Genomic DNA, 13,768 nt, shown 5'->3' on the forward strand with positions numbered 1-13,768 from the left:
GCCCCAGCGCCAGCGGTTCGCGATAGGCGCGGCCCAGATCGAGCAAGTCGCCGACCGGTGCCGGGCGCCATAACGCGTCCGGCACAGCGCTCGCGGTGTGGACTTTACCCATTGACTGACTCCGTTTAAAAAATGTTCGTGTTACACCCTCTGCAGGAGCGAGCGTCAAAGGATGATGCACGATATTTCAATAGACTAAAAAAGTCTTAATTAGTATTTAAATATTCGATAAAGATATATGTGATTTTTTGTTCGATGCGTCTAGAACTTCGCCAACGAGAAGTGCCCATAGCAAGTGTTCAGCGATTAAGCGCCAGGGATGCCCCTTTCAATGAGTCAAAAAAAGCGCATGATTGCGCGTGCCGCCATCGCCGAGCGGTCATCCAGGGAAGGGTTGTGCGCATGCAATCGCCGAGTGCGGAATACACCGATCCACCCCGCTGGTTCGTGCTGGCCAAGATCAATGCGCTGTCGGTGCTGTCGCAGATTGTGCAGATCGGCACCATCACGCCGCTGCTGTCCATGTCACTGGAGCAGCGAGGCGTCAGCGCGGCGAAAATCGGCGTGGTGGTCAGCGCTTCGTGGATCGCGATTTTGCTGCTTTACAAAGTCGTCCCGCGCGTTTTGGGTTCACTCGGCCTGGTCAAGGCCAACGTGCTGAGCGCGCTGCTCACCAGCCTGGCGTTGCTGGGCATGACATTGACTGAGGATCTGGTGCTGATCTTCGGGCTGAACTTTGTGCTGGGCGTGGGATTGATCTTGCGCTGGATCGCCTGTGACACCTGGATCGTTGCCGTGTCGTCGCGCGACGGCCGCGGGCGAGCCATTGGTGTGCATGAAACCCTGATGGGCCTGGGCATTGCGATTGGCCCGTTGCTGCTGGTGGTGTTCGGTGTTGACGGCGCGCTGCCGTACTACGCCTGCGCGGCGATCGTGCTGCTATCGGGCGCGCTGGCGCTGACCCTCAAAAGCCACGATTCGCAGCCGCAAACACCGCAAGAAAAAGCCCATGGCAAATTCTACGGCCTCATCCCCATCGCCTTGGGCGCCGCCTTGATTGCAGGGTTTGCCGAAACCTCCACGGTGTCGTTTCTCGCGCCCTACAGCCTGGCAGCGGGCTACCCGCTGACGGCCGCGACGCTGCTGATCTCCGTCTTCGGGCTGGGCGGCACCTTGCTGCAACTGCCCATCGGCTGGATGGCCGACCGCAGTTCCTACAAAACCGCGCAATTGATCTGCGGCCTGCTGCTCTTGCTGGGCACCTTGGCCATTCCCTTCAGCCAGCCTTTGCCGTGGCTGGCGGCGCTGGTGGTGTTTGTCTGGGGCGGAGCGATTGGCGGCATGAACACCGTGGCCGTGATCGAAGCCGCCGACCGCGTGGCCAAGCATCAAGTGTCGACCGCCATGACCGCAATAGCGCTGTTCTACACCTTGGGCGGCGTACTGGGCCCCATCGCCACCGGGGCCGTGGCGACGTACATCAGTGATCAGGCGCTGATGCTGTGCATCGCTGCTGTGGGGGCTGTATTTGCCGCAATGCTGGTGTTTCGAAAAACTGAATAGCCTTCGCGAAAACCTGTCGGTGGGGGCTTTTATTCCAAAATTAAACACAGCCGATTTTTTTATTCTTTCTCCGCTAAACAGCGTTCAGTCATAGTCCACGCACTGTTGCCCAAGGCGACAGGGCGCACCAAAACTCAAGGACGCCGACAGTAAACCGCTGGCTGAACACCCTACCAAGGAGCGGGGCAGCCGCTTTTTGGCGTGATAGAAATGAGCGTTTCAGGTGCGCAAAATCGCGAACGAATCGGCGAGTTGTTCAAGCTTAATTACCACTGGCTGTGCGCCCGGGTGCGCTCACGTATGGACTGCCCGCATGGTGCTGAAGACATTGCGGCAGAAACGTTTGCGCGCATTTTGACCCTCCCGGACCCCGGCTCATTCCGTGAGCCTCGGGCACTGTTGACGACCATTGCCCAACGCTTGATGTATGAAGGCTGGCGCCGCCGCGATCTGGAGCGGGCGTACCTGCAAACCATGCAGAACATCCCTGAACAGTTCCAACCGGCGCCCGAAGAGCAGTTGATGCTGATCGAGAGTTTGCTGGCCATTGACCAGTTGCTTGATGGCCTCACCAGCCAGGCCAAAGCGGTGTTCTTGCTCAATCAGATTGAAGGGCTGACGTACACCCGTATCTGTGAGCACTTGGGTATTTCGCTCGGCACCGTACACACCTACATGGCTCAGGCATTGCGCTGCTGTTATCAGGTATTTGAATCGTGAGTCGTGGCGCAGGTGCCGTGCTTGAAGACAGTGTGGCTGAAGAGGCCGTCCTGTGGATGGTGCGTTTGCAGTCGGGTGAGGTCGCCAGCGCAGAGCGCCACGCCTTTGAAGTCTGGCTGGCGACGGACCCCCGGCATGCTGCCGCGTTCAGCCGGATTCAAAAGGGTTTGGGGGCCGCCCAGAGTTCGCCTTGGCGTGGTCGCTCCAGTGCGCCGATCCTGCAGGCGATCAATGCGCCTTCCGGGCGCCGCACGTTCTTGCGCAATGCGCTGGCCTTTGGTGGTCTGGCGTTGTCGATCAGCGTGTTGGGGCGTACGGCGGGCGTGTCATGGCCGTCTGTGGATGAGCTGGAAACCGGCACGGCTGAACGTCGTACCTGGCAATTGGCCGACGGCAGTCATGTGCAGCTCAATGCTCGGAGCCGGGTGGCGACGGCGTTTGTCGACAACCAGCGCCGGTTGCAGCTGTATCAGGGCGAACTGGTCATGGATGTCGCTAAAGACTCCCATACACCCTTTACCTTACGTACCGCTCAAGGTGTCATCAGCAGCACCGGTGGGCGGCTGATGGTGCGCCAGAACGCTGATACCACCCGTCTGAGTACATTGGAAGGATCCCTGCGATTGACGCCCGGTAAAGGCCCGAGCATTACCATCGAGCCGCAGCGCAGCGTGCTGTTTAATGACCGGGTGGTTGTTGAACAGCAAGCCATGCGCAAGGGCGAGACGGCCTGGCTCAGTGGCTGGCTTGAAGCGCGCAATCAACCCTTGGGCGAGGTCGTGGATACTCTTCGCACCTATCGACGTGGCATCGTGCGCCTGGATAACAGTTTGGCGAGCCTGTCTGTCAGCGGGCTGTATCCGTTGGACAACAGCGACCAGACCCTGGAAATGCTGGAGCAGCAGTTGCCGATTCGGGTCAATCGCTTCGGCCCTTACTGGATCAGCATTGAGCGTGCGTGAGCGAGTTCTATCGATAGGCGTAAACGATCTAGGGCGACCCTGAAAATTCACTGAAGCAGTTGCTCATGGAAGGTAATCCTCCTTGAGCACAGTGAATTCGAAATGCCGATACCCACTCGTAACTTTGCCCTTGCCCCTCTTGCCTGCGCGCTGCTGTTGAGCCTCGGTGCATTGCCGTCTGCCGCGTTGGCAGATGACCCTGCGAAGGTTGATCAGCGCCTCGAACACTTCACCCTTGAAGCAGGTCCGCTGGCAGATACCCTGCTGGCGATTTCTCGGCAAACCAGCACGCCGATTTCCTTTGACCAAGCCTCACTGGAAGGTCTGGACAGCGTCGCCATTCAGGGTGAGCTGAGCCGTGACCAGGCGATTGATCGGGCCCTGCACAACACTGGTTTGCGTGCCAGCCGCACCGCCAGCGGAGCGATTGTGATTACGCAGGCGGGCGCTAAAACGTCTGCCGTGGCGCCAACTAAAACCGCGCCGGTGCAAGCGGCTCATGGCGCTGATCCGACGCTGGCCACGGTGGTGACCCTCGGCACTCGCCGCCAGGATGTCACGGCGCTCAAAAGCCTGGCGCCGGTGGAGCTGATCACCCCTGAACAGATTCAAAATTCGGGGGCCGTAACGCTCAATCAGGCGCTCACGTTGCTGGTGCCCTCGTTCAACTTTCCCCAAGGTCAAAACGCCTCCAAGGGCACCAGCGCCGTGCGCTCGGCCTCACTGCGCGGGCTGAGCCCGGCGTACACCCTGATTCTGGTCAACGGCAAGCGCCGCAACCCTACCGGGCGCTTGTCGGGCGTCGACCCGTGGGGCGCGGACCAACTGGTAGAACTGAACAACATTCCTATCAGCGGTATCGAGCGTGTTGAAGTCTTGAGCGACGGTGCCTCGGCGCAGTACGGCTCGGATGCGATTGCCGGGGTGATTAACGTTGTCCTCAAAGAGAAGGACAGCGGGGGCGGCTTGCAAACCCGTTATGGGCAATACAAAAAAGGTGACGGCGAGACACGCAATGCCAATGGATGGTGGGGCACCAGCTTGCCGGGCGACGGGTTTCTGACCCTCAGTGCCGATGGCCTGAGTAACAACCCGGTCGACCGCAGCGGGGTCGACAACCAGTACGTCAACGCAGGCCCGCCGGGTGATTTGCGCACAGGTCGATGGGGGCAGGGCGGTCGAGATCAGGGTTCGCTGCTGGCCAACGCGGAGCTGGGCTTGAACGATGAAACCCGGCTGTACTCCACGCTCAATTACGCCTACTCGAACAACTTCAACGACGTTAACCCCAACTACTCCACCTCGCGGGACAACATCAAGGCGATCTACCCGGACGGCTTTCAGCCGCGTGTCTCCGAGAAGCGCTACGACACCTCCGCTGTGGTCGGTGTGAAGTATGCCGAGGCGTTCCTCGGTAACTTTGACCTGTCGTTGTCGTATGGCAAGAACGAGGTCCGCGGCTATCTGGAGAACAGCCTGAGCCCCAGCTATGGGCTGGCGTCGGCCACCTCTTTCTATCGCGGGGCCAGTGAAAGCAAGACCACCAACCTGGCGCTGGACTGGACCCATGACCTGGATTTCAACTGGGCACCTTCACCCTGGACGCTGTCGGGCGGCGCGGCTTATCGGCATGAAAACTTTGCCATCAACGACATTGGTGATGAACAGTCCTGGGACTACGGCGGCGGGTTGATTCCCGTCGGGCAACAGGGCGCGGGGCAACGGGCACGGTTTGGCGCAGTGGACATTGCCGGTATCAACCCTGATGACTTGGGGAGCCTGTCGCGCAATGTGGCGGGCGTGTATGCCGGGCTTGAAGGCCACCTGACCGACAAACTAGAAATAGGCACCGCACTGCGGGCCGAGCACTATTCAGACTTTGGCGACACCGTGAACGGCAAGCTGTCTGCGCGGTATACGTTCACTCCGGCGTTTGCCATTCGCTCGACGTTCAGCACCGGCTACCGGGCGCCGAGCCTGGGGCAGTTGTCCACGCAAACCACCACCTACACGGGCAACTGGAGCTTCGACGGCGGCGCGGCAGCACCCGGTCGTACCCGCTTGTTTCGCCCCGGTGACAGCGCAGTGGCGGCCTTTGGCGCCAAAGACCTGGACCCGGTAAAAGCCAAAAACTTCTCGCTTGGTTTTGTCTGGACCCCTGATGAGCGGACATCGTTGACGGTCGATGCTTATCGTATCGACATCGATGGCAACATCCTCGCGACCCAGACCCTGCAAGACCCGGCAGACAACAGCTCGACGGCCGTGCGCGATATTTTGGCCAAGGCTGGGCTGAGCAACTTCTCTGGCGCTTCGTTCTACACCAACGGCTACGACACCCGGACTACCGGCGTTGACGCCCAACTCAAGCATCGGCTCGACCTGCAACAGTACGGCAGGCTGGACCTGGGCGCGGGCCTGAGCGTGATCGACACCAAGGTCAGCAACGTAAAACAGGGCTCGGTCCTGACCCGCACCGGGACCACGCTGTTTACCCGTGACGTGCTGCGCAACCCGGAAAACGGCACGCCGGAAAACAAGCTCATTTTGTCCAGCGACTACACCCTCGGCAAATGGGGCGTAAACGTACAAGCCACGCGCTTTGGCGAGTACACCTACAACCACCCGACCCTCGAAAGCCGCGACCAGACGTTCAGCCCGCAATGGGTCGTGGACCTTGATGTGCGTTACCAACTGACCCGCGAGCTGGGCCTGAACGCGGGCGCTAACAACCTGTTCGATACCTACCCCGAGAAATACAAATCGTACAACCAGGTCAACGGGATCAACCGCTACGGCTTCATCGCCCCGGCGGGTGCCTCTGGTGCCTTTTATTACGTGGGTTTGAACTACCAGTTCTAAACAGGGAGCAGGAGCATGAGTCGTATTAATCCAGGCGCAACGTTGCCTCGCGAAGCGCTTGAACCGGGGCTCAGGCAGCGTTTGTTGATGTCTCTGGCCCGCCTGAGCGGGAACCGCGCCAGTCCGCGTGCGCTGATTAAAAGCGTGTGGTTCGTGCCGTTTTTTGCAGTGATCGCGGTCTTGTTTGTGTGGCCTTTGATCATGCTGGTGGTCGGCGCGTTTCGCAGCAGTGCGCCGTTTCTGCCGGGTGAGTGGACGTTGGCTGCCTGGCAAGTGGCGTTCCACAACCCGGGCATGCTCGCGGCGATCTGGGCGTCCGTGAAGATCGCCGTGGTCAGCACCGTGGCCTCGCTGTTTTTTGCCATCGCCCTGGCGTTTATCAGCGAGCGCACGGACGTGTGGATACGCCGCTGGATCATGCCGTGCATGCTGTTGGTGTTTGTCACGCCGGGCATTTTCTACGCCATTGCCTTCACCCAGTTGGCCAACCCCTGGACCGGGTTGCTCAATGACGCGTTGCGCTATGGCTTGGGCGTTGAATCACCGTGGCTGAACGTTCAGGGCTGGTGGGGGATTTACACGGTTCTGATCCTTAAAAAGGTCGCCCTGACGTATTTGTTTATCGTGGGGGCATTCCGCGCATTGGACAGCTCGCACGATGAGGCGTCGTATCTGTCGGGGGCGGGGCCATTTCGTACCTTTCTTAGCATCAACCTGCCCAGCCTGGCCCCGGCGCTGACCAGCGTTGCGTTGCTGGGGATCATTGCCGGGCTGCAAGTGTTTGAGCCGATTCTGATTCTGGGCGGGCCAGACAACATTGTGGTGATGGCGACCTTGCTGCTTAACCTGGTAGGGGGCGGAGCCGGGCCTGCCGATTATGCACAGGCGAGCATTTTGTCGAGCCTGTTTGTCGCGTTTATTGCGTTGATCTACATGGGGCAACTGCGGGTGCTGGGACGCAAGGGCTACGTGTCAGTCAGCGGCAAGTTTTCCCGTGCCAGGCTCCTGCGTTTGCGCGGCTTTCGCTCATTGATCTGCGTGCTGGTGCTGCTGTTTTTAGTGCTCTCGTTTGTACTGCCGCTGGGGGCTTTGGCGTTCTCGTCGATCCAGCCTTATCCGGGGGTTTACAGCGATTTGTCGCTGGCGCGCTACATCAGCGTGCTGGAGCAACCCCGAGTGATCGAAGCGATCCGCGTGACGCTGGTGCTGGGGGTGATTGTTGGTGCGGTGGTCATGACCCTGGCCTTCAGCGTCGCAACCCTGTCTCGCCAACTGGGGCGTCTTAGCCAGGCAGCGTTGCGCTTTGCCACGTTAATCCCGCTGGCCATGCCGGGTGTGGTGACCACCGTAGCGATCTCCTGGGCCTGGCTGAGCATCCCTGCCTTTGCCCAGTTGTATGGCTCGATCTGGCTGGTGGCGCTGGCGTTAATCGTCACGGCCATGCCATTCGCCAGCCAGATCGCCTTGTCGGCAACCTCGCAGATCGCGCCGTCCTTGTCCGAGGCTGCGCGCATGAGTGGCGCCGGACCTGTTCAGACCTTTTTTGAGATCGTGCTGGCGCTCGCAGCTCCGAGTTTTATTGCCGGTTGGTTCATGAGTGCGTTGATGGTCTCGGGCAACCTGGAAGTCCCGCTGCTGCTCAAGTCCCCCGGGGTGAATACCTTGGCGGTGATCACCTACAACCTGCAAAGCGCAGGCGACTACAGCATGGCCGCTGCGCTGCTCATGGTGCTGATGGCGTTCTCGATTTTCCTGTGGGGCGCGAGCCTGTTGACCCTGTGGATCTTCCGGCGTGCGCGGCACCTCAATAACCATCGCAACAAGCAACGTGCCCTGGCCCTGGCCGCGGGTACAACGGGAGGTCTCTGAGCATGAGCCGTGTAACTCTCAAGAATGTCCGTAAAGCCTTTGATGGTCGGGTCAATGCCATTGAGCATCTGGATCTGCAGATCGAAGCCGGAGAATTTTTCGTGTTGCTGGGCCCCAGCGGCTGCGGCAAAACCACCACGCTGCGCTGCATTGCCGGGCTGGAAGAACCCGACGGGGGGCAAATCCTGCTCGGTGAACGTGCTGTGGCCGATGTGCAGCAAGGCCTGTTTGTGGCCCCTGAGAAACGCAACATCGGGATGGTGTTTCAGAACTACGCGCTGTGGCCGCACATGACCGTTCGGCAAAACGTCAGTTACCCGCTCAAGACTCGCGCCCGTCTCGGTGAAACGCAGCAGCGCCAAGTGATCGAGGCGCTGCAACTGGTCGGCTTGCACGATCATGCCGAGCGCTACCCGGCAGAGCTGTCCGGCGGTCAGCAGCAGCGCGTGGCGTTGGCACGCGCCTTGGTCGCCCGGCCCGGGCTGATGCTGTTCGATGAGCCGTTATCGAACATGGACGCCCAACTGCGCATTCGGCTGCGCCAGGACCTGCGACGCATTCATGATGAATTGGGCTACACGGCGGTCTATGTCACCCACGACCATGCCGAGGCTTTGGCGCTGGCTGATCGCATCGCTGTCATGAACGTCGGCAAGCTGGAACAGGTGGGCACGCCGAGTGAGATATTTCTGACCCCGCGTACGCACTTTGTCGCGGAGTTTGTCGGCTTCGAAAATATCCTGCGTGGCCAGATCAGCGCCGCATCTGATGGCGTGGCAAAGGTGCCGCTCAGTGGTAGCGATCAGTGGCTGGCCTCCAGTAATCCAGCCGGTCTTTTGCCCGGTGCAGCGGTATGGCTGGCCCTGCGCGCCGCACAAGTGGTGGCCGTCCCGCTTGAGCACCCGGCGCCAGCCAATGCGACGGTGCTTGCGGGCGTCATTTCGCAGATCACCTATGCCGGCGACCGCTATCTGGCGCAAGCACAGGTTCAAGGCCTTACCTTGGCCGTGACGTTGGCGCTGGATGTGTGGGGCACCACGGCCCACACCCGTGAGTCGTTGAACGGGCGCGCGGTGAACCTGTTGATCCAGCCGGGTGCTGCGGTGCTCATGCCGCGCGACGAGAGCTCCGAAACCCTTGTTGCAGAGCCCGTAGCCCCCGGCCGGGAGGCTGCATGAGGCGCCTTCCTTACAGCGTGCGGCTGTTGCTGGTGGTCGGCGTGCTGATGGGGGTGTTTGCCTTCGGCACCCGCCAAGCGGCGTTCACCGATGATGAGGTGACTCAGCGCACCCGTGCATTGACCGGCACCGCCCAGCAACAGGCCGACATGGAAGCCCTGTATCACGCGGCGATTAAAGGCGGCGAGCAGCAGGTGGTGATGTATCAGGCTGCGATGGATTACGAATGGCAGCCGTTGTGGTCGCGTTTTAGCCAGGCCTTTCCCGGTATTCGCGTGACCTATATGCACCTGTCGCCCACGGCGGTTACGGATCGGCTGGACGTCGAAAAAGTCACCGGCGCGCACTACGGCGATCTGATCAGCCAGCCGGTCAACGTGGTGATGGACATCGCCGATCGCGGCTATCTGGAAGGCTGGACGCCGAGCAGCAGCGCCTCGTTGGAGCCCATCTGGCGCTACAAGGACCAGGTCTACTTCACCTTCAACAAGGTGTATGGGCTGGGTTACAGCACGCGCCGTGTAGGGAGCGAAACTCTGCCTGTGGATGTCGCGCAACTGCTCGACGATAAGTGGCGCAACAGTTTTGAATATGGCGCGCCGGGTGGCGGTGCAGGCACCACCGACGTAGCTCTGCTGCAACTGCTGACGCGCCAGCGCATCGATCTTCAGCAGTTACGTGAGCTCCGCGATCGCGGCGGGGCGGGTGGCGCGCAAGAAGCCGGGGTGATCAGCCTCGCCCAAGGTCGTCGGGCGCTGAACCCGTGGGCCTACCTGCCACCGTTGCTACGTCAGCAACGGCTGGGGGTGCCGATCGCCATTGAATACCCGGCGGACTTCACCTTGCTGGTGCCCTTTGGTCAGGGGCTGGTCAGGCAGCCTGCGCACCCTAACGCTGCGCGTTTATTGCTGACCTGGCTGATGACCCCTGACGCCCAGGCCCTGCTGGCCAGCGAAGCCTATTCATTGGGCAATTTGCCGGGTGCGCCGCTCCCGCCAGGGTTACCAGAAGAGGCCGCGCACACCGCTCGGCTCAACATGCTCAGCCCCCAGGAAACCGCCCGCGGCCTTAAAGAGTGGGTGCCGAAACTGCGCGCGCTTTGGCAGCAAACCCTATGAGCCAACCCTTCAAGGAACTTCACATGACCGAAGCCAGCAAGCATGCAGCGTTCTCGCTGGATGCCACACCGCAACGCGCCTTATCAACCTTGCCCGAGATCGCATCATGACTCACTTGCCTACCGTCCCTGATGTACCTGCCGAGATCGACGAAATCGTCGCCTGGCACAGCCATATTTATTTTTCTGAAGAGACACGCGCAATCGCCGAGCGCCTGAATGAAGAGCTTCAGGACCGCTTCAAAATCTGGGATTACCGCTGGCTCGACCAGGCCAATGGGCTGCATCCCTCACCGATGTTTCGCTTCGCGATTCTTAAAGAAGACTTCGAGCGTTATGTGTACTGGTTGCTGGAAGCGCGCCAAGGCTTGAGCGTGCTGCTGCATGCGATTACCGAAAACGTTTACATCGACCATTCGTATCTGACGCTGTGGTTTGGCAAGCAATTGGAGTTGGGGCTCGACAGCATGCGTGAAAAAGAAGCCCAACGCCTTGCCGGTGAGCAGACCGAAGTCAACAGCGTGTTGCTGGTGGGCCAGCAGCGCCATCTGGCGGGGACGGTGCGTTACCGCCCCGGTGATGACACCTACAAAACCCGCGAATGGCCACCCGTTGCAAGCGCCTGATCCGCTCGATAACACAGCCCTCCCTCTGAGGGCTGTGCCAACAACAACCGGTCAACCGGCCTGTCTGAACCAAGGAATACCATGACGTCGACCACGACTTCTGACTCGCACATCCCTGAACTGGCCTCAAGCCCGTTTCGTTTTACGCTGCAATTTGCCCGCTATTTCATGCGCTGGTACGTGTTGATCGTGATCTTGCAGGTGGTGTCTTCGGCCTGCGGGGTAACGGTGTCGCTGGCATTGGGTGAGGTGGTTGGGGTGCTCAGCCACAGCCTCAATGGGCCGCGTGATTTAAGTGCCATCTGGCCACCTTTGGCGCTGTTCATAGCGTTGAATCTGGGTGAACTGGTGTTCGGGCGCATCGCCGGGTTCTGCCGGGTGCACGTTGCGCCGCTGCAACGGACCCGCGTCACGGCGCACTTGTTTGCCTACCTCCAGCATCACTCCCAACGCTACATCGGCAGCAACTTCGCCGGCTCACTGGCCAATCGCATTTCCGAAACGTCGATGGGCGTCAACATGACGCTGTGGGCGTTGATCTTCGATGTGTTGCCGGTGCTGGTGACGCTGACCGTTGCGGTGATCATTCTGGCGACGGCCAGCCCCATGCTAGCCATGTTCACGTTTGTCTGGTCTGTGGTGTTCGTACTGTGCTCGTACTTGCTGGCGCGCCGTTGCCAGCCGTACTCACGTTCGTTTTCTGCGGCGCGCAGTGAAACCACGGGGCGTGTCGTGGACGCCGTGAGCAACCTGACGGCCGTGCGGCTGTTTGCCCGTATCGGTTTCGAGCGTGCACATCTGCAGCAGTTTTTGTCCCGAGAAGTCCAGGCGGCGCGACAGTCATTTGGCTTTAACGAAAAAATTGTCCTGTTCCAGATGAGTGCTTCGCTGGTGCTAAAAGTCGGTTTGTTGGGCTTTGCGCTGTGGTTATGGCAGCAAGGCAGCATCGGTGTGCCGGAGTTCGTGATGAGCACCACCCTGTCATTTGTCGTCATTGCCGAAGCGCGCAACATCAGCAGGCGCTTTCTTGATTTGTTCGAATACATCGGCAACATCGAAAACGGCGTCAAAACCATTGTGGTGCCCCATGAGATCGTCGATGACCAACAGGCGCGTGACATCAAAATCGTCAGTGGCAGTATTGAAGTGCGCAATCTGACCTTTGGTTACCAGGCTGGCCAAGTGCTGTTTCACAACCTGAACCTGGTGATTCCGCCCGGGCAACGTGTGGGCCTGGTCGGGTATTCGGGGTCTGGCAAGTCGACGTTACTAAATCTGTTATTACGCCAATACGATCCGCAACAAGGCGCCATCTGTATCGACGGCAAAGACATCCGGCACTTCACCCAGCACTCCTTGCACTCGCAGATAGGCTTGATTCCGCAGGAACCCGGGCTGTTCCATCGCAGCCTGCTGGACAACATCCGCTACGGTAATCCGGACGCCAGTGAACGGGATGTAGAGTCGGCCGCCCGGCAGGCTCACGCCCATGACTTCATTGCAAAAATGGACCGCCAATACCATTCGCTGGTGGGCGAGCGCGGGGTTCGATTGTCAGGCGGCCAGCGTCAACGGGTGGCCATCGCGCGGATCATCATCAAAAACGCGCCCATTTTGATCATGGACGAGGCAACGGCCAGCCTGGACTCCATCACCGAGCAGGCGATTCAAGACACCCTGACGGACGTGATGCAGGACAAAACCGTGATCGTGGTGGCGCATCGGCTTTCAACGGTCGCGCAACTGGATCGGATCTTGTTCTTTGATAACGGCAAAATCATTGAAGATGGCACCCACGACGAACTGCTGAAACGGCCCAATGGTGCGTACCGTCGACTGTGGGAGCGTCAGGTGGGTGGTGTGTTACCGCTGCATCCGGAGGGGTTGGCGAGTTGAGGTGGCCGATTTAAACGGGGGGTGAAAAAGCGCTCGTTTTCACTGCAGCGGGCGCATATGCCGTGGCAGTTTGATCTCGTTTTTGCAGTGGTTCACAAATTCGGAGGTGAGGCGGGTGAGGTCTTTGTCGCGGTTCCAGGCGACGACGGTGCGTGAGGCCACCAGTGGGTCGCTGATGGGCAGGGTGACGACTTTGTTGCCGTTGGGGGTCTGGATCTGTTCTGGCAAGGTCACCATGATGGACACGCCAAGCCCCTGGCCGACGAAGGCGGTAACGAGTTCAATCGAGGGCACTTTGTAGGCGATGTTGGGGTGCAGGCCCGCGTCTTCGAACTGGCCCAGGAAGTATTGGTTGCTGGGCCAGATGTCTAACAGGATCAACGGTTCGTCGGCGATCATCGATAACGACACTTCGTTGTAAGAGGCCAGCCTGTGGCCCGCTGGCAATACTGCACGCGGGTAGAGGTCGGGCAATAGCGGGATGCAGGTATGGGTTTCTCTTAAACCTGCGGAGTAGGTGAGGGCCAAATCGTAGGCACCAGACCTTAAACCTTCGGCTATTTTATTTTGATGAACCACGTGAAGTGAAATCTTGACTGCGGGAAATCGTTCTTTGAATGAAGCCAGGAGTTCGGGTAAATAGCAGGACGCAATCGGGTCGTAACAGGCGAGTACTATTTCGCCGCTGACTTTGTCACTGTCACCGTTGACCTGTTGTTCGAACTCGCGGGCATCGCGAAGCAAACTTATTGCGCGCTCAAAGAAGCTGGAACCTTCAGGTGTGAGGATTAATCCGTTTGATTTATGGCGGATAAATATTTGCAGATTAAATCGACTTTCAAGGTCTTTGATGGCCGATGAAATGGCTGGGTTGGAAATATTAAGACGTCGAGAAGCCTCAGAGATGCTGCCGCATTCAATGGTGGTGACGAGGTAGCGCAGTTGTTTAAGCGAATACTTAAACGACATGACGGC

10 protein-coding genes are annotated in these 13,768 nt (G+C 59.4%); 9 read left to right on the forward strand and 1 reads right to left on the reverse strand.

The genetic code is table 11. From position 1 onward, the window contains the following. Positions 1 to 402 precede the first annotated feature (402 nt). The 9 genes from GHO41_RS14905 to GHO41_RS14945 all read left to right on the forward strand — a co-directional run bounded on the left by GHO41_RS14905 (position 403) and on the right by GHO41_RS14945 (position 12,793). Positions 403 to 1,563 (forward strand): MFS transporter, encoded by a 1,161-nt coding sequence (locus GHO41_RS14905; protein WP_153434002.1) that lies wholly within the window; start codon positions 403 to 405, stop codon positions 1,561 to 1,563. Positions 1,564 to 1,773: 210 nt separating this feature from the next. Then, positions 1,774 to 2,283, forward strand: coding sequence for a sigma-70 family RNA polymerase sigma factor (locus tag GHO41_RS14910; protein WP_048385783.1), 510 nt, complete (start codon positions 1,774 to 1,776; stop codon positions 2,281 to 2,283). Continuing rightward, positions 2,280 to 3,245, forward strand: a complete 966-nt coding sequence (locus tag GHO41_RS14915) for a FecR family protein (protein WP_153434003.1) — start codon at positions 2,280 to 2,282, stop codon at positions 3,243 to 3,245. Before GHO41_RS14910 ends, GHO41_RS14915 begins: the two co-directional genes overlap by 4 nt. A 102-nt stretch (positions 3,246 to 3,347) precedes the next feature. After that, positions 3,348 to 6,107 carry a TonB-dependent receptor gene (locus GHO41_RS14920; protein ID WP_153434004.1) on the forward strand — a complete coding sequence of 920 codons (2,760 nt, stop codon included), beginning with the start codon at positions 3,348 to 3,350 and terminating at the stop codon, positions 6,105 to 6,107. A 15-nt stretch (positions 6,108 to 6,122) separates the two neighbouring features. Continuing rightward, entirely contained in the window at positions 6,123 to 7,976 is a 1,854-nt protein-coding gene (locus GHO41_RS14925) for an iron ABC transporter permease (RefSeq protein WP_153434005.1), read from the forward strand. Positions 7,977 to 7,978: 2 nt separating this feature from the next. Next, complete coding sequence (locus GHO41_RS14930; protein WP_153434006.1) at positions 7,979 to 9,154, forward strand: ABC transporter ATP-binding protein; 1,176 nt, start codon at positions 7,979 to 7,981, stop codon at positions 9,152 to 9,154. Next, on the forward strand, positions 9,151 to 10,272 hold the full coding sequence (locus tag GHO41_RS14935) for an ABC transporter substrate-binding protein (RefSeq protein ID WP_153434007.1): 1,122 nt from the start codon (positions 9,151 to 9,153) through the stop codon (positions 10,270 to 10,272). The genes GHO41_RS14930 and GHO41_RS14935 overlap by 4 nt, the downstream gene beginning before the upstream one ends. Before the next feature lie 106 nt (positions 10,273 to 10,378). Then, positions 10,379 to 10,897 (forward strand): DOPA 4,5-dioxygenase family protein, encoded by a 519-nt coding sequence (locus tag GHO41_RS14940; RefSeq protein WP_153372926.1) that lies wholly within the window; start codon positions 10,379 to 10,381, stop codon positions 10,895 to 10,897. A gap of 81 nt (positions 10,898 to 10,978) precedes the next feature. Next, a complete protein-coding gene (locus GHO41_RS14945; RefSeq protein ID WP_153434008.1) occupies positions 10,979 to 12,793 on the forward strand; it encodes an ABC transporter ATP-binding protein in 1,815 nt (604 codons plus the stop codon). Positions 12,794 to 12,832: 39 nt separating this feature from the next. Here GHO41_RS14945 and GHO41_RS14950 read toward each other — a convergent pair whose 3' ends face one another. Further along, positions 12,833 to 13,762: a LysR family transcriptional regulator gene (locus tag GHO41_RS14950; RefSeq protein WP_153434009.1), complete on the reverse strand. Its 930-nt coding sequence runs from the start codon at positions 13,760 to 13,762 to the stop codon at positions 12,833 to 12,835. Positions 13,763 to 13,768: the final 6 nt, after the last annotated feature.

Origin of the sequence: Pseudomonas sp. FSL R10-0399, from assembly GCF_009600165.1 — a bacterium.
Lineage (GTDB): Bacteria > Pseudomonadota > Gammaproteobacteria > Pseudomonadales > Pseudomonadaceae > Aquipseudomonas > Aquipseudomonas helleri.